The 21,411-nt window shown below is 31.8% G+C and carries 20 protein-coding genes and 1 tRNA gene; 16 read left to right on the top strand and 5 right to left on the bottom strand.

Annotated features, from left to right (window positions below; translation table 11 throughout):
* Positions 1 to 186: 186 nt before the first annotated feature.
* The 8 genes from J2T59_RS09525 (at position 187) to J2T59_RS09490 (ending at position 9,732) form a co-directional block, all read left to right on the top strand.
* Positions 187 to 1,695 (top strand): homocysteine biosynthesis protein, encoded by a 1,509-nt coding sequence (locus J2T59_RS09525; protein WP_259135702.1) that lies wholly within the window; start codon positions 187 to 189, stop codon positions 1,693 to 1,695.
* A complete protein-coding gene (locus J2T59_RS09520) occupies positions 1,692 to 2,078 on the top strand; it encodes a 4Fe-4S binding protein (protein WP_259135701.1) in 387 nt (128 codons plus the stop codon). The genes J2T59_RS09525 and J2T59_RS09520 overlap by 4 nt, the downstream gene beginning before the upstream one ends.
* A 7-nt stretch (positions 2,079 to 2,085) precedes the next feature.
* Positions 2,086 to 2,793 (top strand): UPF0280 family protein, encoded by a 708-nt coding sequence (locus J2T59_RS09515; protein ID WP_259135700.1) that lies wholly within the window; start codon positions 2,086 to 2,088, stop codon positions 2,791 to 2,793.
* A 121-nt stretch (positions 2,794 to 2,914) separates the two neighbouring features.
* Positions 2,915 to 3,973, top strand: coding sequence for an AI-2E family transporter (locus J2T59_RS09510; RefSeq protein ID WP_259135699.1), 1,059 nt, complete (start codon positions 2,915 to 2,917; stop codon positions 3,971 to 3,973).
* A gap of 76 nt (positions 3,974 to 4,049) precedes the next feature.
* Positions 4,050 to 5,165 (top strand): uroporphyrinogen decarboxylase family protein, encoded by a 1,116-nt coding sequence (locus tag J2T59_RS09505; protein ID WP_259135698.1) that lies wholly within the window; start codon positions 4,050 to 4,052, stop codon positions 5,163 to 5,165.
* 296 nt (positions 5,166 to 5,461) lie between these two features.
* Positions 5,462 to 7,468, top strand: coding sequence for a CocE/NonD family hydrolase (locus J2T59_RS09500; protein ID WP_259135697.1), 2,007 nt, complete (start codon positions 5,462 to 5,464; stop codon positions 7,466 to 7,468).
* Between the two features lie 15 nt (positions 7,469 to 7,483).
* Entirely contained in the window at positions 7,484 to 8,764 is a 1,281-nt protein-coding gene (locus J2T59_RS09495; protein ID WP_259135696.1) for an ATP-grasp domain-containing protein, read from the top strand.
* A gap of 53 nt (positions 8,765 to 8,817) precedes the next feature.
* Entirely contained in the window at positions 8,818 to 9,732 is a 915-nt protein-coding gene (locus J2T59_RS09490; protein ID WP_259135695.1) for an ATP-grasp domain-containing protein, read from the top strand.
* Positions 9,733 to 9,740: 8 nt separating this feature from the next.
* Here the strand turns inward: J2T59_RS09490 and J2T59_RS09485 are convergent, their stop codons facing one another.
* The 3 genes from J2T59_RS09485 to J2T59_RS09475 all read right to left on the bottom strand — a co-directional run bounded on the left by J2T59_RS09485 (position 9,741) and on the right by J2T59_RS09475 (position 12,018).
* A complete protein-coding gene (locus J2T59_RS09485; protein ID WP_259135694.1) occupies positions 9,741 to 10,874 on the bottom strand; it encodes a succinylglutamate desuccinylase/aspartoacylase family protein in 1,134 nt (377 codons plus the stop codon).
* The gene (rimK, locus tag J2T59_RS09480) at positions 10,825 to 11,730 is read right to left on the bottom strand and encodes a 30S ribosomal protein S6--L-glutamate ligase (protein ID WP_259135693.1); all 906 of its coding nucleotides are present in this window, start codon (positions 11,728 to 11,730) and stop codon (positions 10,825 to 10,827) included. Before rimK ends, J2T59_RS09485 begins: the two co-directional genes overlap by 50 nt.
* A gap of 215 nt (positions 11,731 to 11,945) precedes the next feature.
* Positions 11,946 to 12,018 (bottom strand) — tRNA-Gln (locus tag J2T59_RS09475).
* Between the two features lie 255 nt (positions 12,019 to 12,273).
* On the opposite strand from J2T59_RS09475, the gene J2T59_RS09470 reads away from it, so the two are divergent.
* On the top strand, positions 12,274 to 12,570 hold the full coding sequence (locus tag J2T59_RS09470; protein WP_259135692.1) for a PspC domain-containing protein: 297 nt from the start codon (positions 12,274 to 12,276) through the stop codon (positions 12,568 to 12,570).
* 48 nt (positions 12,571 to 12,618) lie between these two features.
* Here J2T59_RS09470 and J2T59_RS09465 read toward each other — a convergent pair whose 3' ends face one another.
* Both J2T59_RS09465 and J2T59_RS09460 read right to left on the bottom strand, forming a co-directional pair.
* Positions 12,619 to 13,017, bottom strand: a complete 399-nt coding sequence (locus J2T59_RS09465; RefSeq protein WP_259135691.1) for a hypothetical protein — start codon at positions 13,015 to 13,017, stop codon at positions 12,619 to 12,621.
* Between the two features lie 29 nt (positions 13,018 to 13,046).
* On the bottom strand, positions 13,047 to 13,382 hold the full coding sequence (locus J2T59_RS09460) for a DUF2551 domain-containing protein (protein WP_259135690.1): 336 nt from the start codon (positions 13,380 to 13,382) through the stop codon (positions 13,047 to 13,049).
* Positions 13,383 to 13,592: 210 nt separating this feature from the next.
* Here J2T59_RS09460 and J2T59_RS09455 point away from each other — a divergent pair, with 210 nt between their 5' ends.
* The 7 genes from J2T59_RS09455 to J2T59_RS09430 all read left to right on the top strand — a co-directional run.
* Positions 13,593 to 14,093 carry a hypothetical protein gene (locus J2T59_RS09455; protein ID WP_259135689.1) on the top strand — a complete coding sequence of 167 codons (501 nt, stop codon included), beginning with the start codon at positions 13,593 to 13,595 and terminating at the stop codon, positions 14,091 to 14,093.
* A gap of 1,264 nt (positions 14,094 to 15,357) precedes the next feature.
* The gene (locus J2T59_RS09450; protein ID WP_259135688.1) at positions 15,358 to 17,391 is read left to right on the top strand and encodes a cation:proton antiporter; all 2,034 of its coding nucleotides are present in this window, start codon (positions 15,358 to 15,360) and stop codon (positions 17,389 to 17,391) included.
* A 256-nt stretch (positions 17,392 to 17,647) separates the two neighbouring features.
* Complete coding sequence (locus J2T59_RS09445; RefSeq protein WP_259135687.1) at positions 17,648 to 18,424, top strand: response regulator; 777 nt, start codon at positions 17,648 to 17,650, stop codon at positions 18,422 to 18,424.
* A 346-nt stretch (positions 18,425 to 18,770) separates the two neighbouring features.
* Positions 18,771 to 19,901, top strand: coding sequence for an MFS transporter (locus tag J2T59_RS09440; RefSeq protein ID WP_259135686.1), 1,131 nt, complete (start codon positions 18,771 to 18,773; stop codon positions 19,899 to 19,901).
* An 85-nt stretch (positions 19,902 to 19,986) separates the two neighbouring features.
* Positions 19,987 to 20,826, top strand: coding sequence for an alkaline phosphatase family protein (locus J2T59_RS09435; protein WP_259135685.1), 840 nt, complete (start codon positions 19,987 to 19,989; stop codon positions 20,824 to 20,826).
* Positions 20,827 to 20,927: 101 nt separating this feature from the next.
* Complete coding sequence (locus J2T59_RS10245; protein WP_374761090.1) at positions 20,928 to 21,062, top strand: symporter small accessory protein; 135 nt, start codon at positions 20,928 to 20,930, stop codon at positions 21,060 to 21,062.
* The coding region (locus tag J2T59_RS09430; protein WP_445468602.1) for a sodium:solute symporter family transporter at positions 21,053 to 21,411 on the top strand (359 nt) is incomplete at its 3' end. The genes J2T59_RS10245 and J2T59_RS09430, both read left to right, overlap by 10 nt.

The following is a 21,411-nucleotide window of genomic DNA, read 5'->3' as shown; positions in this document are numbered from 1 at the left end:
ACTTTAGCTTCTATAAGGAAGTAATTTCTAAACCATTCTTAGTTTGGTAAATTACATTTTAATCACTTTATGTCAAAGTGGAAGTATTTTTATATTTTGATATCGAAGTGAATGAGGTTATTGAACAAACAGTTAATTAAAATCTATCATTATTTAATATTAGTTGTTATCTAAAGAGGCCAGATAATGGTAAAAAAATCAATTCATGATATTAATAGGAAGATAGAAGAAGGAAATGTAAGAGTAGTAACAGCCGAAGAAATGGTAGATATTGTTAAGGTAACAAGTGTTTCTGAAGCAACAAAAGAAGTTGATGTTGTAACTACAGGCACTTTTGGTGCGATGTGTTCTTCAGGCGCATGGTTAAACTTTGGTCACTCTGATCCACCAATTAAGATGAAAAAAGTTTGGTTAAACGATGTTGAAGCCTATACAGGAGTTGCAGCAATTGATGCATATATAGGTGCAACACAACTTTCTGATTCTATGGGAATAGAGTACGGTGGAGCTCATGTAATTGAAGATTTGATTAGAGGAAAATCTGTGGATGTGCATGCTACTTCATATGGAACTGATTGTTATCCCAGAAAGATGCTAAATACAACTCTTACAATAGATGATTTAAACCAGGCCATTATGCAAAATCCGAGGAATGCTTACCAGAAATATAATGTTGCAACTAATAGTTCTAACACTACACTAAAAACATATATGGGCATTTTACTCCCGAACAATGGTAATGTAACTTATTCTGGAGCTGGTGTGTTATCACCTCTTTCAAATGATCCTAATTATGAAACTATTGGTACTGGCACTAGGATATTATTGGGTGGCTCACAAGGATATGTTACTGGTATTGGCACACAACATTCTCCAGAAACCAATTTTGGCACAATGATGGTTCAAGGCGACATGAAGCGTATGAGTCCAGAATATGTAAAGGCAGCAAGTTTTGAAGGTTATGGTACATCACTTTATGTAGGTATTGGTGTTCCTATACCTATACTGAATGAAGATATTGCCAGAGCAACAGCTGTCAGTGATGATGATATTGTAACTAATATATTGGATTATGGTGTACCAAGCAGAAATAGGCCTACTATTCGCCAAGTTACATATGGAGAACTTAGGTCAGGTATGATTGATATAGCTGGTAAAGAAGTACCAACTTCATCTCTATCAAGTTTTAAAAAATCTAGACAAATAGCATCCGAGCTTAAAGAGTCGATAATTCAAGGAGATTTCAATTTAACGTTACCTGTAGAAAGATTATCTTCAAAAACTGTTAATAGACCAATGAAGCAAACTAGTGTCAATCCTCTTGTTGGTGATATTATGTCAGAGTCAGTTGTTACAATAAAAGAGAATGCTAGTACATATGAAGCTGCTAATAAGATAATGACATGTAGCTTTAACCATTTACCGGTTGTTTCGGATAAAAATATATTAACAGGGATTGTAACGGCATGGGATATATCAAAAGCAGTAGCTAAAAAAGAGTTTGATTTTGTTGGAAACATAATGACACGTAATGTAATAACTGCCACTCCAAATGAACCCATAGATATTGCAGCTTATAGACTTGATCAAAATCTTGTATCAGCATTACCAGTAATTGATGATAAAAGAAATGTGGTAGGTATTATTACAAGTGACGATATCAGTAAGCTTCTTGCAAGGAGAGGAAATCTATGAAGATAAGAATTGATATTTCATCAGATATTGTCGGTAAACCAATAGTTGCAGAATCTATTGTTGAGACAGGCGCATTGTTAAATATATCACAAGCTCACCTAGATTCAACTCGAGGGGAACTAGTTGCAGATATAGAGAACGAAAAATATACAGATATTAATAAGGCACTTACAAAGAGAGGTGCGAAAGTCACCGTCCTTGATACTCCTATTATACGAGATGAAGATGAATGTATTGAATGTGGTGCCTGTATTTCAGTTTGTCCAGTTGATGTATTCTCTTTTGAGGCTGATTGGTCACTTAAAGTAGAACAAGAAAAATGTATACAATGTGGGACATGTATTCAGATGTGCCCTCACAATGCTTTAAGTCTTGAGAGATGAGCTTTTCATGAAAGAAAATCTTCACTTAAAGCAGAGTAACGTTACTATTATTGCTGATAAAAAAACTTATCTAGAAGCAGCTAAAGCATCAGTAAAAAATCACCGTGAATTGCTTGAAACTTATATAAAAAAAAATCCTTTTTTTGAAATAACTCTTGACCCTTATTTACCTACAGATGATAGTCCTGAATGCGTGGATAGACTCATAAATGCAGGAAATTCTATGGGGATTGGTCCAATGAGTGCAGTTGCAGGAACTTTAGCATCTCTTGCACTAGAAGCAATGATAGCTGAAGGTGCTAACTATGGTATTGTTGATAATGGTGGAGATATTGCACTTATCAATGATAGGGAGACTGTTGTAGGAGTTTATACTGGCAACTCTTTTTTCCAAGATATTGGTTTTCTAATTCCACCAAATAAAGAAATTTTAGGTATCTGCACATCTTCGGGCACCATTGGACCTTCTATAAGCTTTGGATTCGCTGATGCTGCAATAGTATTTTCAAATGATGTTTCATTAGCTGATTCTGCAGCAACTGCACTCGGAAACAATGCCAACGAATCTAATATAAAAGAGTCATTTAAAGTATTATCAAACTCTGATAAAATACTAGGTGCAGTTCTTATAATAGGAGACAAGATGGCTTTATATGGTGAAGTTCCACAGATTATAGAAGCTAATGTAGACTTTGATTGCATAACTAAAGCCTAGAATCCTTATAAATTGCACAAAGATATATATAGATACATGGATTTTGTAACGTATACTCTGATTTCAAATTGTATTGTATTGGCTAAATTTTAGAACCTAAGTAGATAAGAAATGACAAAATATGAAGTTTGATGACAACTTACTTGATGAAGGAAAAGTCCGAATGGCTTTAGCCATATTATCGCTAGCCATAATAGCTATTGTTATTGTTTATGCTTTAATTCCTTACATTAATGCATTTTTCATAGCTTTTATTCTGTATGTCATTTTAAAGCCAGTATTTTGTTTCCTAAATAATAAATTAAAACTTGGTAAGAAACTATCTGGACTTATTGTTCTGGTTTTAACAGTCCCTCTTTTTATCATTCCTGCATATGTTGTGATACAACTAATAGCTACAGATCTTCAGTACGCTTTTAAGACAATTCAAGATTTAGTTGGCAACATTCCCGAAGTACTTGATTATATTGATTTCATAGAAGAAACTAGGCCTGAATTAGGGTTACAAGATATGCTAAATGAGCAAGTTGAAGTTATTGCTCAGGGCCTTACTTCATTTATAATAGAAATTCCTCAACAAATGTTGCATCTGGGTATAATTTTTACTATTATGTATTTTTTACTTTACTATCTTCTTGTTAGTGAAGAACAAATTATGAAATTGATATATCGTGTAGTTCCGTTCCATAAACGACATGTATCAGAACTGTTTGAGGAATTCAAAAAGATTGTAAATACAACAATAATAGCTACTGGGTTTGTTGCGGTTGCCCAGGGTGGATTGTTAACAATTTCCTTTTTAATATTTGATATTCAAGGAGCTTTTTTTTGGGGATTTGTAACAGGAATACTTTCAATTTTACCAGTAATCGGCCCTACCCTAGTTTGGGTTCCAGCAGGGTTATATCAACTGCTATACGTACAGGATATCACCGCTGGTATTGGTATATTAGCATTCGGTATGATATTAAGTAATGTAGATAATTTAATCAGACCTTTTGTTCATCATAAAATTGGTAAAATCCATCCCTTTGTAACACTTCTTGGTATATTTATAGGGGTTACCCTGTTTGGTATTATTGGTTTAATTATTGGGCCACTTCTTTTAATGTATCTTGTTTTGATGGTACAGATGTTTTATGAAGAGTATATGTATCAAAAAGAAGAATTCAAACTATGAATATTACTTTGTACTACACATAAATAGAATGAATTTCATAGTTGTTTTAATAAAATAATGTAGGTGTTTAGATTTTATGGAAGATATTTTCACATCTAAAGAAAGATTCATTAACGCCTTAAAAGGGGATGAGGTAGATAGAACTCCATTTGGATATTTGTGGTTTGGAGCAGGAAATAATGTACTTTATAATATGGGGAAATCATTAGGGCAAGTTTATCGTTCAGCTTCAGATATTGCTGAAGCCCAGATACTAGCCCGCGAGATGTACCATCATGATAATGTTATGTCTCCTTGGGGGTGTTTGTTGGTAGAAGCTGAAGCTTTAGGGAATAAATTAGTTATTAAAAACGATGGCTATCCAAATGTATCACACCATGCAATAAAATCATCAAAACAATTCGACATGATTGACCCAGAAGAAATTAAAAGTTCAAACCGAGTAGAAACAATTTCGGATTCTATTGAAATCTTATCTAAAGAAGTCGGAGATGAAACTTTTATTTGTGGGTCAATGCTATCTCCTCTAATGCTTGCTGATCAATTGATTGAAGGACCCCAGATGTATTTTGATATGTTACAAGATGTTGATAATTTTAAACTTCTTTTGGACAGAGTAACTGAAAGCTGTATATATTTTTCAGAAGTAATGTTAGAAGCAGGAGCAGATGGAATTTTTGTAGAAAATGGTGGTAGTACTTCAGATCTCTTTAGTCATGGCATGGCTAAAGAGTTTGGTAATAAATATACTAAAAAATTATATTCAAATATTCAAAAGAATAAAGGATATGTTATATCTCATAATTGTGCTTTGAATGCCTTTCATGACCTTGAGGCTGATTTAAAACCAGATGCAATCAATTTTGCTTTTGGAGAGACAAGCACATTAAAAAGAAAATACGGGGTTAAATGTGATGTTCTTCATAATCACAAGAATCTTGGATGCCAACAGCGTTACTGTTTTTCAAACATGAAAGAAATTATGGATGCAGGGACATGCCTAATGGGTAACATAAATCCAGGTGTCTTTTTCTCTGACACCGAAGAAAACATTTCATTTGAAGTGCATAGCTGTTTAGAAAATGCACCAAAAACTGGTTTTATCTTATCTACAGGCTGTGAAATTCCTTTAAACACACCTTTAGAAAAAATGGAAATATTTTGGAAATCAGTAACTAAAAATGGGGCATAATAACTTCAAATAATGTTTTTTGATGCTTTATTAATCAAATTCATATTTTTTATGAGCTTTAAACTAATTTAAATGATATAAATATGTTATATAACGTTTATATCTATTTTTGATTAACTATTTTATTTTTATAATTGTTTAAAAGAATTATTTTTAAATATATCTATTAAATAAGATCTTTGAACAATATATTTATAAATAACATCTATAATTAGGATATAGTCACGAAAATATTCAATATATTTCCAATAAGCAAATAATGATTAAAATTTTAAAGTATTCGGCTGGTTATTTTTATGCAAGAAAATTCTAAAACCTTTAAAGAACTTGAAAATGAATGGATAATAATGTCAGATGGTTGTAAGCTTGCTGCTAAGATTTGGCTACCTTTAGATGTTGAATCCAAACCTGTACCAGCTATTCTTGAATATATACCCTATCGAAAACGGGACTTTAAAGCAGTTCGTGACTCAAAAATTCACAGATATTTTGCACAAAATGGCTATGCAGCTATTAGGGTGGACATGAGAGGGAGTGGTGATTCAGATGGCGTTCTCAAAGATGAATATTTACCCCAAGAACTTAACGATGGCCTAGAAGTTTTAGAATGGATTGCTAAACAAAAATGGTGCACTGGTAATATAGGTATGATGGGAATATCTTGGGGTGGGTTCAATGCACTGCAAATTGCTTCACTAGGTTCGCCTTACTTAAAAGCTATAATTACAGTATCTTCATCAGATGATCGGTACAATGATGACGTTCATTATATGGGTGGATGCATGTTAACAGACAATCTTTCATGGGCATCAACCATGTTTTCTTATAACTCTTTACCTCCAGACCCTGCAATAGTTGGGGAAAGTTGGAAAGATATGTGGTTAGAGAGACTTGAAGGTAGTGGCTTATGGCTGAAAAAGTGGCTTGAGCATCAAAGAAAGGATGATTATTGGAAACATGCGTCGGTATCTGAAAACTATGATAAAATTACTTGTCCAGTTTTTGCAATTAGTGGATGGGCTGACGGTTATTCCAACACAGTATTTAGACTAATGGAAAATTTAAAAGTTCCAAAAAAGGCTTTGATTGGAGGCTGGGGACATAAATACCCAAATCTTGGAGGCCCCGGCCCAGGGATTGATTTTTTGAATGAAGCAATAAAATGGTGGGACCACTGGCTTAAAGGTATCAAAAACGGCATTTTGAATGAACCCAACATGCGTTTTTGGATGCAAGATAGTGTATCTCCATTAATACCAAAATCCCCTGGTAGATGGATTGCAGAAGATGAGTGGCCATCACCTAAAGTTGAAAATAAAGAACTTTATTTATCTTTTGGGAGAATACATGAAACAAAACCCGAATTTGAAGTTGAGGAACATAGGATAAGAAGTCCATTAAGTGTTGGGTTATTTGCTGGTAAGTGGTACTCTTATGCAGAATCAACAGATTTACCACATGATCAAAATGTGGAAGATGGAGGTGCTCTAACTTTTGAAACACCTGAACTTGAAGAAGATATTGAGATACTAGGTAGTCCCCTGGTAGAACTTGAAGTCGAATCTGATCAGCCTGTTGCAATGATTGCAATTCGATTAAATGATGTTTGTAGGGAAGGAACTTCGACCAGAGTTACTTATGGTCTACTGAATTTAACACATCGTAAAAGCAATGAAGATCCTGAGAATCTTGTGGTTGGACAAAAGTATAAAGTATGTATCAATTTGAATCATGTTGCACAAAAATTCCCAGCTGGCAATAAGATTCGCCTTGCAATTTCTACTTCTTATTGGCCATTAGCTTGGCCCAGCCCAAAACCCGCGTCTCTAAAAATAAAAAACATTGGAAGATTAATTCTACCAATAAGGCACAAAAACAAAAAACTTGATGAACAGCTATGCACTCTTGGAAATGCGATATCATCAGAACCTATAGACACTACACTTCTGGCTCCAGCTAAAAGAGAATGGACAGTAGTTCATAATCTTGCTACAAATGAAGTAAAACAAAAAATAATTAACAATGATGCCAAGTTGTTACTTAATGCTATTGATTTAGAGATAGCAAGGGAAACTACTGAAATATATTCATACTTAAATAACAATTATAATACTGTAAAAGGGGAAGTTGAGAGTGCAAGAATGCTTAAAAGGGGTGATTGGAACATAAAAACAATTACAAGAACAATCCTGACCTCAACAGCAACTGACTTTCAAGTACGTGCAACACTGGATGCTTATTTGGGAGATGCAAGAATATTTAGTAAAAGTTGGGATGAACTCATTCCTCGTGATATGATTTGAATTAGAGGTATTTCCATGAAAAAAAATATTTTTATTGTAGGTATGGACAATTTCAATCTTGAAAAACTTAAAAAAGTACCTGCAGCTGAAAATTGTGAATTTCATGCTGCAATAGACATTGATGAGATTAGAAATGTTGATGATTTTGATATTGAGAAACTAATTTCTACTGCAGAAGAACGCATAAATGCTGTTGAAGGAAAACCTAGTGGAATCATTACTTACTTTGATTTTCCAGCGCAGGATATTGTACCTATTCTAACAAGTAAATTTGGGTTAAAGGGTCCTGATTTTGAAAGTGTACTAAAGTGTGAGCATAAGTTTTGGAGTAGGCTTGAACAACAAGAATGTATACCCAATAACATTCCAGCTTTTGCAACAGTTGATCCATTTGATGAGAATGTGTTTAACAATATAGAATTACCGTTTCCTTTTTGGATTAAGCCATTCAGGTCTTTTAGATCATATTTGGCTTTTGAAATTGAAAATAGAAAACAATTTGAAGAAAATCTTGGAGAGATTAGGGAAGGCATTAATTTTATTCATAAGCCTTTTCTGAAGTTACTAGAACTTCATGAAGTACCAGACTCTATTTCAAAGATAAAAGAAAGCTGTATTGTTGAAAGTCCCCTATATGGTAGACAGTGTACCATTGAAGGTTATGTTTTCAATGGTGAAGTAAATGTTTATGGTGTAGTGGATTCTCTTAAAGAACAGCATTTTTCATCATTTTCATCTTATGAATATCCTTCCTCTTTACCTCAATGGGTACAGGATAAGATTATAGGAGTTGCCACAACTTTCATAAAGCATATAGATCTGGACAATTCTGCATTTAATATGGAGTTTTTCTATAACAATTTTACAGAAGAAGTTTATTTACTTGAAGTCAACACCCGTATATCTCAGTCCCATGCTGATTTGTTTGAGAAAGTTCATGGAACCTCTCACCATCAGATTATGCTACAAATTGCATTAGGTGAACACCCTGCTCCTTTAGGAAACAACGGTAAATTTAAATATGCTTCTAAGTTCATGCTACGAACATTTGAGGTCGGAACTGTAATGAAAGTTCCAACAAATGATGATATAAAAGAAGTAGAAGAAGAAATGCCCGGTACAGTTGTCAATGTATTAGTTGAAGAGACACAAGAACTCGAGAACCTTGAACTTCAAGATAGTTATAGTTATGAACTCGCTGAAATTTATATCGGAGGCAATAGTAGGGCTGAATTGAGGGAAAAGTATCAACGTGCACTTGAGATGCTACCATTCACAATTCAGACAAATCTTTAAAGACGGGCTAAACTCTTAACGTTGATCTACTTTATTAAATAAGGATTTTTATTATGAGGGGCTGGATATTATATAAAGAGTCTAAACGTGAAGTTAGACCAGAAAACTATGAGATACATAGCTTTTTAGATGCTGCTAAATCTGATGGAATTGAGATATCAGTTGTTAGGCCAGAACAATTTGAACTAATAGTGACAAAAGATGATAGAGATAGTATATTACTTGATGGAAAAATTGTTCCATTACCTGACTTTTTATTACCTAGGATGGGTGCGGAAACTACCTATTTTGCACTTGCGGTAATCAGGCATCTTGAAAAGTTGGGTGTCTATACCATAAATTCTTCAAGCAGTGTTGACTTGGTGAAAGATAAGCTTTATTCACACCAAATTTTAGCTGAAAAAAGTCTTCCAGTACCTAAAACAATGTTAGCAAAGTATCCAATAGATGTAGAATTAGTAAAGAATAAATTAGGATTTCCATTAATTGTAAAGACTGTATCTGGTTCTCAGGGTAGTGGAGTCTTTTTATCAGAACATGAAGCTAACTTCATAGACTTAATGGAGCTAATCCAAGCTACTAAAAGTAATATGAATATTATATTGCAAGAATTTGTGGAATCAAGTAGAGGTAAAGACTTAAGAGTTTTCACCATCGGCGGTAGAGCTGTAGCATGCATCGAAAGATCTGCAAAAGGTGATAGTTTCAAAGCAAATTTTTCTAGAGGTGGCTTAGTTAAAGAAATTGAAATTACACCAGAAATAGAATGGTTATCTACAGAGGTTGCTAAAATATTTGGTTTAGAGATTGCAGGTATTGATCTTCTATATGATGGAGAACACTTTAAAGTGTGTGAAGCAAATTCATCTCCTGGCTTTGAAGGGATTGAACAATGTTGCAATATAAATATTGCTAAAGAAATTTATAATTTTATAAGAGTTCGACTTGGCATGTTTGATTTAGTTTAATTTTCCATTCATTTAGTAGTTTGAATATCGAACAAGGGGCCTGATATGTAAGGTCCAAGCTCTTCCAATACTTCAATCTTAGGTGAGATTGAACTGGTATCCTTGAATGAAACTATATGAAATAAAGCATCTCCTTCATTAACCATAGGGATATTATTTCTACCGATTATTATACCACTAGTTAATGATATTATTGATGTTTCTTCTGTTCCAAAGGGATTGACTATAATTCCAATGGATTCCCCTTTTTCTACTTGTTCACCTAATTGTTTCATGGGATGAAATATACCACTGGTCGGTGCTCGTGTCCATTTACTAGATTTACCTATTTTTGGTAAAATACTGCTTGCTTTTTTAGTTGTTCTTGTAGGTAACATATCGAGATAATGCATTACATTTCTAATCCCTTTAACACCTGCTCGAATAGATAATTCATCAAATCTTAATGCTTCTCCACCTTCATACAATATTAAAGGTATGTTAAGTTCGTCACATGCTTGCCTCAATGAGCCATCGATTGATTTGTTATCGAGAATTATAGGTAAACTGAAAGACTTAGCTATTTTTTTTGTATTTTTATTTTCTAAATTTGCTCTTACATGAGGAAGGTTGCTTCTATGTATGGCTCCAGTATGTAAATCAATAACATGAGTGCATTTTACTATAATCTCACTCATCAACATATTAGCAAGCCTTGAAGCTAATGATCCTTTTTCAGAACCTGGGAATGATCGGTTAAGATCTCGTCTATCTGGCAAATATCTAGAAAGTGAAATAAATCCATAGATGTTTATTATAGGTATTGCTATTAATGTACCATTTAGGTTTTTGAATTTAGAAGACCGAAGTAAACGTCGAATTATTTCAATTCCATTAATTTCATCACCATGTATTCCTGCAATTATAAGCAAAACAGGCCCATCTTTTTTTCCATTGATTACATGAACTGGTATTGAAATTGGTGATTGAGTATAAATTCCTGAAATTGAAAGTTCAATCAGTTTTTTTTCACCTGGAAATATTTTTGTATCTCCAATGATTACAGGAACTGAAGTTTTTACCATAACATTTAGTTTATATGACTTTTCAGCTTTAACCTTTTCCTCTAGTTTTTGTTTTACCAGGTTTTGAATTATCTTCAATAAACTCAATGATTAAACTTGCAATGTTTTTCCCGGTAACTTCTTCAACACCTTTTAGGCCTGGTGATGCGTTTACTTCCATGACAAGAGGGCCTCGCTTTGAGCGTAATATATCAACACCTGCTACATTTAAGCCCATAATTTTAGCGGCCTCAACGGCAGTTTTTCGTTCAATAGGAGTTAGCTTGGTTTTGATACCAGTTCCACCTCTATGAAGATTTGATCTAAATTCACCGGGAATAGCTTGTCTAATAATCGAACCAACTACTTTATTGCCAATCACAAAACATCTAATATCTGCACCATTTGATTCTTTGATATATTCTTGCAACATTATGTTTACTTTTAAACCTAAAAAAGCTTCAATCACACTTGTTGCTGCACTTTTAGTTTCAGCTAACACAACTCCAATTCCATGTGTACCTTCTAACAGTTTTATTACCAAAGGTGGTCCACCAACCATTTTTATAAGATCATCTATATCATCCGGAGAATGTGCAAATCCAGTTATTGGCATGCCAACTCCTTTTCTTGATAATAATTGTAATGACCTTAATTTATCTCTTGCACGTGTGATAGCAACTGACTCATTTAAACAGAAAACATGCATCATTTCGAATTGTCTAACAACAGAAGCGCCATAAAAAGAAATCGAATGTCCAATTCTTGGAATTATTGCATCAAAGTCTTCGAGATTTTCACCTCTATAATGAATTGTTGGACTTTTCGAAGTTATGTTCATATAACATCTTAATGTGTTTATAACTCTAACTTCATGTCCTTTTTCTTTTGAAGCCTCTATTAATCTTCTTGTAGAATACAAGTTTTTATCTTCAGATAAAATACCTATTTTCATGAATTAACCCCTAGCCAATTAAAGACTAAAAACTAATAATCTATAAATAGTTTATCTAAACTAAAAATGCCTAACTAGAAACTGTGAACTCTTTTTTAAAAACTGAAACGTTAAATTAAATAATTATATTATTAAGGACTGAAACCTAAAACAATTTATTAAATTAACTTTGTTTTAAAATAAAGAAAATTCAATTGTTAGTACAATTTTTTGAGTAGCCCGGCACGGATTCGAACCGTGGTTGCAGGATCCAGAGTCCCGCATGATTGACCGCTACACTACCGGGCTTCAAAAAGCTAATGACACTAACGTAAAAATCTGATATTAACTTATCGGTTTTTGTCATTTAAAGTGTTCTTTTAAAAAAGGTCTACAAGTTAAAAAACCATTCCGTACTAATTTGTATCTAATGTACGCTAAAAATTAAATTAATTTCAGCAAGTCTTTTCTATATATAGCATAAAATATAAATAGCTCAGTACAAGTCTTTATAATACATTTATAGAAACATAATATTATATTGGGAGAACTTGGTGATAAAATATGGATGATGATGCTCAACATGTCGATGAATCAGAGGATTATGATAACTTTAATAATTCAGAAGACGACTATAAAGAACCTATATCTAATAGTTCAGAAGAACAAAATGTTAAGAAAGTCTTGAAAAGAAGTAAAAACGACCGTGTTCTTGCAGGCGTATGTGGTGGTATAGGTGAATATGCTAATCTGGACCCAATAATAGTACGTATAATTTTTGTTATTTTGACTCTAATGAGTTTTGGTACTGGTGTATTGCTATACATTATACTTGCAATAGTTATTCCAGAAGAAAATTAATTCATTTATTAGGTCTAGTCTAAATAGAAACCTTGAATGTTAGTTTTCTTATAAATCTTCATTTTTTCCAAGAACAGCTGTCCACCACCAATTACCCATATCTATTAAATCCTTACTGAATTGGCCAGATAACTTATATTCACTGTTCTTGTTAGAAATCAGTCCTGCACCAAGTAACTTATTTCTCATTGAATAAAATGATGCTCTACTTATTTCTAACTCCTCTATTATAGTTATCCATTCACTTGTTTTGATGGGATTTCCTTTTCTCTGACGCTCTTCTACCATGTTAAGAAATGTTTTTCCCCGAATTGCTGTTTTTTCTTCCTGGAACAAACGTCTCATTAAATTGTAAAATGGATCTTTTGAATGGGTAATTCTGGAATTAGAATCTGATCTTACAACAATAGTTGTTGCGGTTCTTGGTGCATCTTTTATGCTAGTCATGAGTATGCCTACAGTAAATGCACCTAAAATCATGTACCATTTGAAGAGCTACAATTTTTATTGGTTTTATTGAGAACATTAGTAATCAAATCAACATACTCATCCTTTAGTGTATAAACTATGGGAGTTTTGTATGATTCTTTGTGTGCACTTAATATACCCAACTTTGAATGAATATAGCCTACCATTGATGCAACAGCACTCCTTGAAGTGCTATATTCTTTGGTAATTGCATGATGTAAATCATCAACAGTTACTTTCTTGCATTTTAAAAAAAGCGATAATATATATCTTCGAAGCCCGCTTACATCTAATTCGATAAATCTTTGCAACCTTCGCTTAATTTTTGTACGGATAGCTTCCATAGTGCTGCCTCCATTTATCTTTAGCACATAATCAAGTTATGACTTTTTGCTATATATAAGTTTCTAAATATATTGCTCAAGAGTCTTTTTTTAATAAGAATAATTAATCCTCAATTATTTATTTAATCAACACGTATTCATTCAAAAAAGAAAAAGTTATTTTGTTATTGTTATTATTTATGATGAAATGGACTTATCTAGGTGGGTTTTTTGTATCAGGAATATGACTATAAAAATAGAATTTTAATATTAGATAAGTTTTATTTTTTAACACCGACCAGCACAGAGATTAATGAAACTGGGACATGTATCTCATGTACTATGGGGCTAGAAAGTCTTAGCTATCATGAATTAACTAAATCAGATGGATCTAGTTATAATATAATTGTAGCAAGATGTGTTAGCTGTAGTTTAATATTTTCAATTTGGCATGATAGTTTATGGGATTGGATTGAAGACTATCAGATAGATGAATTCTTTGAGTATGTAAAATCCAAAGGCATAGAAGAGTACGATGAAAAACAAAAAGTATCAATTAAAAAAATCGATGAAATCTCTAAAAAAAGACTCTATTTTGTTTTTTCTCCAAAAGAACTGGAAGCATTGCAGGCCAAGTCTAAAGGTGAAAAATATATACGCCAAAATCTTTACCGTGCTCGACAAAAATATTCATTATTTGAAGAATTATTTGGTATCAAAATATTAATTTAAATTGTGTGAATTACAAGCACTAATTTGGCAAGTCTCACTTTTAAATTATGCTAATTTCCTGCAACAAAAACATACTTGTAAAATATTATTCATAAAAATATATAATAAAAATAAAATACATTTAATTTTATAAGAAAAATATAATAAATTGAATAATATAATTTTGTAATAATAATATGTTTTAATATATTAATACATAAATATATTAGAGTGTAATGTACTTATTATTTAGTACTTTTTATATAATTAATTTAATGTTTTTATATTTATATTTCCACTTTAATTAATACTATTTTATAATTTAACTTAAATATATTTGAGTTAACAAAAGTACAAATAATCTGGAAAAAAATCATGTGAACTTTAAAGTGATTCCTAAAAAAAATATTTTCCTGGCATGTTTGTAATAAACAGATTCATTCTTATAGTATATCAAAATGGATTTAATTTGGCCATTATATGGGCACTTTTGTTCACTCAATTATTCCATATTATATATGAATAAAGGTATCTCTACCGACTACTCCGTTATTTAATGCAAAAAAGATGCTAAAAACATATATTCTTGAGTAAACACTATTTCATTCACATATTATATAAGAATAGTCTATATACGTTCTTGATGCAAGGATCATATTAAATGAGTCTGTTTTTTTTATACACATGTTAATTTAAGATTGCAAATTAAAAAAATAAATCTATATTTATATAATATTAAACAAGTCAAATAGTGTATAGGTTGCAGCAAGAAAATGAATATATAAAAATAGAACTATAGAATTAAAAATAGCAAACTTAAGTGGTAAATAGTATAGTTTTTTTAGAATGTTTTCAAAATAAGCTAAGAAAAAACAAAAATATTCTATAAAATAGATACTTTAAAGTATATTTTTTAAAAATTACTATTTATTATGTAATATAGAAAGTTTATATTTAATTAATACTTTATAATATATGTTATATAATAGGCACTATAAAATAACTAATATTAAATATATATTGATTCATATTGTAATTTATAAACTGTATTTTTACTAAACTCCCATTATTTTAGTAGTTCTTTCTTTTTTTGTTATTTTTACATTAAATTTATCAGATGAAGTGAAATATTTAGGCTAGTTATCATAAAATACTTTATTCTTTAAGTTATACTTGGTAATATCTTAGCTAGACTAAGTTGATTGTAAAACCTTTTATAACTTAATAAATAAGGATACTTTGTTGATGGGTCTATTATCCCAGAGCCCTCAATGGAAATTAAACTATGATGTCAATCTTTCCAATAACCAATCCTGCATTAATATTTGCTTTAGCTATGTTTATTTTTTTGACAGCACCTTTATTTTTAAAATTGTATCGTTTACCCGGTATTGTTGGAATTATTTTAATTGGAGCTCTAATTGGACCAAATGCACTTTATATATTGGATAGAGATGAAACTATTATTCTTTTAGGCGAGATTGGGTTGCTTTACTTGATGTTTCTAGCAGGGCTTGAAATCAATGTCAACAAGTTCATTGAGAAAATTGATCGTAGTGTTGTCTTTGGATTACTTTCTTTCATAATACCACAGACTGTGGGAACACTTGTAGGGATTTATGTATTAAATTTTTCAATCGGTGCATCATTGTTATTTGCTGCAATATTTGCTTCACATACACTACTTGCTTATCCGGTAATAAAGAAACTGGGAATTATCAAAAATGAGGGTTTAACTGCAGCTGTTGGTGGAACGATTATAACTGATACATTGGCATTGCTGGTGCTAACAGCCGTTATATCTTCAACTGAATCTAATGTAGGGTTTATTTTTTGGCTGCAAATAATTTTAGGACTTTCATTATTCTTTATTGGTGCTTGGACAATAATACCAATAATTTCAAAGTGGTTCTTTGGCAATTTAACTGATGAAAGTTATTTCGAATTTTTATATGTAATGACAGTAATGTTTATCTGCGCTTTTGTAGCTGAAATTACAGGCGTCGAGGCGATAATTGGAGCATTCCTTGCAGGGTTAGTGCTGAATAGATTAATACCCAATACAGGTCCTTTGATGAACAGAATCGAATTTGTTGGAAACGCTCTGTTTATACCTTTTTTCCTTTTATCTGTTGGTATGCTTGTTGATATCCAAATTTTTTTAAATGAAATAGATGAACTAATGACTGCATTTTGGTTAATAGGTCTTTTACTAATAACAAAGCTTTTAGCGTCATGGATATTTGGAACTATATATAAGTACGATAAGAATCATGTAATGAGTATTTTTGGTCTATCTATTGGCCAGGCAGCAGCTGCATTAGCAATTGTTCTTATTGGCTTTGAAGCTGGCATATTTGACCAAAACATGATTAATAGTGTAGTACTAATGATATTTGTTATTGGAATTTTAAGTCCAACACTTGTTGATAAATTTGGCAGGTATGTATCCCTGTCTGAAAGTTCACCCTTAGATCCTGGTGAAAGTGATCAACGTATATTGGTACCGTTTTCATGTACTTCAAGCTGTAGGTTCTTGTTATTTGATCTTGCAATGATTATAAAAGATAGAAGAAGTGACGAGCCCATACATACGATTTCTGTTGTTAAGATACAAAAAGATTCAGAAAAAGATATTATTAAAACCGAAAGAGTCATTGAATCTGCAAAAAGATATGTATCTACAGCGGAGTTAAAGCTGAGACCTCAAATAAGATTGAATTATAATATTGCTTCTGGGATAATTAGATCAGTTAAAGAAAATAGAATCAATACTGTAATACTTGGATGGGATGGTACATGCTCTGTAAGAGGCAGCATAATAGGTAGTGTTATTGATCAGGTTCTTGATAATACAGACAAGTTAGTATTAGTCTCACATTTAAAGCATCCACTTTCCACTATTGCAACTATTCAATTGATACTACTTCGTGAAAGCTTGTCTAACCCCGGTATATATCAGACACTAAGGACAATAAAAAGAATGTCTGAAGAAACAGGCTATTCTATAACTATTCACACTTTTGAAGATATTCAAGATGCTTATGATAAAGTATTCAAATTAATTAACTTAGATGTTCCTTTTTCATTTGAAATTAGTTCGGGTAGAAAAGAATTGTTAGAGAAATTGCGAGAAAGACAAAATAATATTGACGACATGGTTGTATATGTAACTTCTAGAATAAATACACCTGGTTGGGATTCATCTTTAAAAGACCTACCTAATGATATAGCATTCTTCTTTAAAGGTAATTTGATAATAATATATCCATCGACTGAGGAAGATATGGACGATTATGGATATTTTGAACTTAAATGATAGGTTTGAAGTAAAAATACATTTTTTCCACTTTCATGTATAATTATGCTTAAGGCTTGTACATAAAAATACATGTAGACAATTTTTGCTTATTTAAAAAAGAAAGATATTTAGCTTTGTTGATATCATTATAGGTTTAACTAATTTGACTTATAATTTAATTATATGCATGGACATAAGAGTATTAATACATGTACATATATATTAATAATAACTGAAGTTTTACAATTAGACTAACTGAGAGAAGGTTATGATTATGGATGAAACAAAGATTCTTATTGTTGAAGATGAAATCATTGTTGCTCATGACCTAAAAGAATGTGTAGAAGCATTGGGCTATACTGTTGTAAATATTGCTTCTACAGGTGAAGAGGCTATAGATATAACAAAGGCTCAAGATGTAGATGTAGTTTTAATGGATATATCTTTGAAAGGAGAGATGGATGGCATCGAATCCGGATATGTGATATCTAATCAGTATGATATCCCTATTATTTATGTTACAGGTTATTCTGATGATTTGACGTTAGAAAGAGCAAAATATACAAAACCATTTGGTTATCTACTCAAACCATTCGAAGAAAATGAACTAAAATCTAATATAGAGATTACAATATATCGTCATAAAATTGCACAAGCTAAGAAGAAGAGGAATGAAGATGCTCTAATTTCTATATTAAATAATATTGAGGATGCTATCGTAGCGACTGATATAAATGGTACTGTCAAACACTTAAATACTTATGCAGAATCACTTACAGGTTGGAAAAAAGAAGATGCCATTGGAAAGAACATAAATACTATCTTAAAAATAAAGAACATTTTAGGTCAACAGATACAAGATCCAGTTGAAAAGCTGGTTAAAGAAGAAGCATTTTCTAGCTTAGGTAGAAATAATGTTATGGTCTCTTCTGAAGGCTTTGAAATACCCGTTGATTTAATGGGTTTTAGAGTAAGTAACTATTTTGATGAATGTAATGGTTTGTTTTTTAATATCCAAGAAACTCCAAGTAATGTCAATATTATTGGATAACTAAATATATAAATCAATATATTAAATAGCATAGTAAAATAATCAGCTACAAAAAATTATATTTTGGATTTTTTTTATTCTCATGCTAAGTCAAGTTCACAGTAGATGATCAAGGTTATTTTAATCTATAAATTTAAGTACTATTGAATCTTTAAAATTTATATAAACTTTATGATAAGATAGCAACTTTAAGAAATTATCAATTTTTAATTTGAAAATTTAGTTAAATAAGCTTTTACCTCTAAATAATATGCATCAGCTTGATTTTTTAAAAAAGTTAATTAGTTGCATCTTTTATTGTTTCGGATAATATTTTCGATTCGTTAACTCTGATGGATATAATAAAATGAATATTGATAGATTTATCATTTACATTACTATTTTCATTATAATGGGGTTATCTGACGCTGTTATTCCTATAATCCCAGAATTAGTGGAATTGAGTCAAGCTCCTTATGGACCGCTTTCATCTAGCCTATTATTTTCTGGGTATTTCCTGGGTGCATTAGTTACAATGTTACCATTTGGATTACTTGCTGATAGGTATGGAAATGAAAAATTAATAACATTAGGTATTTTGTTGACATTAATATCTGGTTCCATAATTATGACTTCCAATAATTTTTGGATACTATTTTTAGCACGGATACTAGAAGGAACCGCATGTGGCGCATTTTTTCCTGCAGCCTTCTCAATACTTTCAAAATTTGAGGAACGGAAAAAGTATTTCGGAGAATTTAATTTTCTATTGAATGCTGGGCTTGGTTTTGGGTTGTTAGTTGCCGGTATTCTTGCATCAATTCATATAAGAGCAGGCATTTTTATTTTCACTTTAATGTCTGGATTGGTTTTGATAATTTCAATATATAGGATGACTTCGATTCCAGTTGAGAATGCATTAAAAGATAACGCATTTATGGGTTTACCATTCACATTAAAAGGTCGAATTTCACTTATTTATTATTCATTACTGAACATAAGACAGGGAAAAATATGGATTTTTACTTTTTTGTTATTTGGGTGTACGGCTGTGCTTATTGCATTCTATCCTGATTATAGTGCAGAGTTCTTATCGAAAGCAGAACTTGGAGGCTCATTAGCACTAATTTATTTTGTTGCTATGGCAACTTCTTTTTTTGCAGGAAGATCAAGCTATGATTATAGATCTTTGATATATACAGGTCTTTTTTTTACGGGTATTGGTGCTATTATTTCTATTAATTATCCAATAATAGGCTTTTCAGTACTAGGTGCAGGTTCAGGCATTGGTATGGTGGGATTACCAGTAGCAGTTTCAAAAATGAAGGTACCACGTGGTCTTTCAATGGGATTGTTCAATACAGCAACTTATGGTGGGCTTGCACTTTTACCTATATTTGCGGGTTTTTTCATCTCCATATTGTCTTTTGAACAAATTTTCTTAATAAATGGACTTTTGGTAATAGTTGCAGCTATTTATGCCAGGGCAGTATTTTGATCTTGCACTAAATAATTAACATTAAAATAGTGTCAATGAAATAGTATTAGTAACTAATCTTAATAATTAACTAAGAGTGAAATGATTGAATAGTGAATTTGACGTTGAATTAATTGATATTGCACCTACAATAGCTAATATTTTAAAGATAACAATGCCTGAACCTACAGGTAAGATTAATAGTGCTTTATCTAATTATGCCCAAAAAAACAAAGTTAAAAAAGTTATTGTAGTTATAGTGGATAGCTTAGGGTATTCCCTATATAATCATCTTGAGCATAATATGCCAACACTAAGCTGTCTTGCATCTAAAGGTTTCTTTTACAAATGTAAATCACCTGCAACTACTACTACTCCTTCAATAGCTTCTATATTAACTGGTTATTATCCATCTGAGCATCAAATCAACTTTACAAAAGATATTATTATTGAAAGAAAAAAAACCCTGTCTAGCTTAAAAACAAAATCTATATTAGAATGGGGTCATCAATCGGGTATTGCATCTTCTTTGATTATAGAAGCTGAAGGTGCAAAAGCAATGGAAGGTTTGATTGACAATGCTATTGGAATTCCTGACTCTAAAGATATTCTAGAGTTTGATGCAATGACAAAAAAACTATCAATTAAAGAGATTTTGAGAGGTACAACTTTAATTGTATTGCACTTGAGGTCAATTGACAGGTATGCTCATAGAAGTAATACATGGATTGATATAATTAAAGCTGGTAAATCGATTGATACAAATGTCCATGATTTGTTAAAACATTTAGATAGCAACACTTTAATTTTTATTTGTGGAGATCATACTATTCATTCAGCAGAAAAATGGTTGATCAATGCAACTGAGGATGAGAAGACTAGTCATATCCAAAATAATGTTGCATTAATTGTATGTTCGACTGACGAGTTCTTAAATAAGGGTTAATTTTATTATGTAATAGTTATATTCACCTAATGTGATGTGTTCTTTGTTAACACAGAGCAGCTTAATTTAGTGTATTTATTATATTCGGAAGGATGAGTTGAATGCTAGGTATTGAAGATCCACAAATTTGGATAGCTTATTTTCTCTGCATTTTAAGCGCTTTGGGGTGCATGATATATGGAGGCCTGAAGTGGAATAAAGGGGATGATGACGAGGTCGTCCAGAAATGCCAGTGAATACTGTTTTACTTTCAATTGTAGTTTTAATATATCTTATGGTTATCTTCTATTTAGGTTGGCTCGGCTACCAACGCACGTCTAAAGATTCTGACTATATGGTAGCGGGTAGAAACATTCATCCATTCATTCTAGCTCTTTCTTATGGTGCAACTTTCATCAGTACTGCGGCTATAGTAGGCTTTGGAGGAGTTGCTGGCTCTCTTGGTTTAGGTCTATTATGGCTAGTTTTCCTGAACATCTTTGTTGGTATTTTTATAGCCTTTGCATTCTTTGGTCCTAAGACAAGAGAAATGGGTTCAAGATTAAATGCTGTTACATTTCCTGAACTGCTAGGTAAAAGATTCAA

The sequence above is a fragment of the Methanosalsum natronophilum genome (genome assembly GCF_024808815.1).
Lineage (GTDB): Archaea > Halobacteriota > Methanosarcinia > Methanosarcinales > Methanosarcinaceae > Methanosalsum > Methanosalsum natronophilum.
Note: the sequence above shows the minus strand (reverse complement) of the source record. Positions and strands in the feature narration are given on the sequence as shown.

Excerpts from the sequence above, each read along its gene's own strand:
- J2T59_RS09460 (WP_259135690.1), bottom strand. The coding sequence starts at position 13,382 with ATGGAAGCTATCCGTACAAAAATTAAGCGAAGGTTGCAAAGATTTATC.
- J2T59_RS09500 (WP_259135697.1), top strand. The coding sequence starts at position 5,462 with ATGCAAGAAAATTCTAAAACCTTTAAAGAACTTGAAAATGAATGGATA.
- J2T59_RS09495 (WP_259135696.1), top strand. The coding sequence starts at position 7,484 with ATGAAAAAAAATATTTTTATTGTAGGTATGGACAATTTCAATCTTGAA.
- J2T59_RS09450 (WP_259135688.1), top strand. The coding sequence starts at position 15,358 with ATGATGTCAATCTTTCCAATAACCAATCCTGCATTAATATTTGCTTTA.
- J2T59_RS09490 (WP_259135695.1), top strand. The coding sequence starts at position 8,818 with ATGAGGGGCTGGATATTATATAAAGAGTCTAAACGTGAAGTTAGACCA.
- J2T59_RS09445 (WP_259135687.1), top strand. The coding sequence starts at position 17,648 with ATGGATGAAACAAAGATTCTTATTGTTGAAGATGAAATCATTGTTGCT.
- J2T59_RS09510 (WP_259135699.1), top strand. The coding sequence starts at position 2,915 with ATGAAGTTTGATGACAACTTACTTGATGAAGGAAAAGTCCGAATGGCT.
- J2T59_RS09505 (WP_259135698.1), top strand. The coding sequence starts at position 4,050 with ATGGAAGATATTTTCACATCTAAAGAAAGATTCATTAACGCCTTAAAA.
- J2T59_RS09525 (WP_259135702.1), top strand. The coding sequence starts at position 187 with ATGGTAAAAAAATCAATTCATGATATTAATAGGAAGATAGAAGAAGGA.
- J2T59_RS09515 (WP_259135700.1), top strand. The coding sequence starts at position 2,086 with ATGAAAGAAAATCTTCACTTAAAGCAGAGTAACGTTACTATTATTGCT.
- J2T59_RS09465 (WP_259135691.1), bottom strand. The coding sequence starts at position 13,017 with ATGACTAGCATAAAAGATGCACCAAGAACCGCAACAACTATTGTTGTA.
- J2T59_RS09470 (WP_259135692.1), top strand. The coding sequence starts at position 12,274 with ATGGATGATGATGCTCAACATGTCGATGAATCAGAGGATTATGATAAC.
- rimK (WP_259135693.1), bottom strand. The coding sequence starts at position 11,730 with ATGAAAATAGGTATTTTATCTGAAGATAAAAACTTGTATTCTACAAGA.
- J2T59_RS09440 (WP_259135686.1), top strand. The coding sequence starts at position 18,771 with ATGAATATTGATAGATTTATCATTTACATTACTATTTTCATTATAATG.
- J2T59_RS10245 (WP_374761090.1), top strand. The coding sequence starts at position 20,928 with ATGCTAGGTATTGAAGATCCACAAATTTGGATAGCTTATTTTCTCTGC.
- J2T59_RS09520 (WP_259135701.1), top strand. The coding sequence starts at position 1,692 with ATGAAGATAAGAATTGATATTTCATCAGATATTGTCGGTAAACCAATA.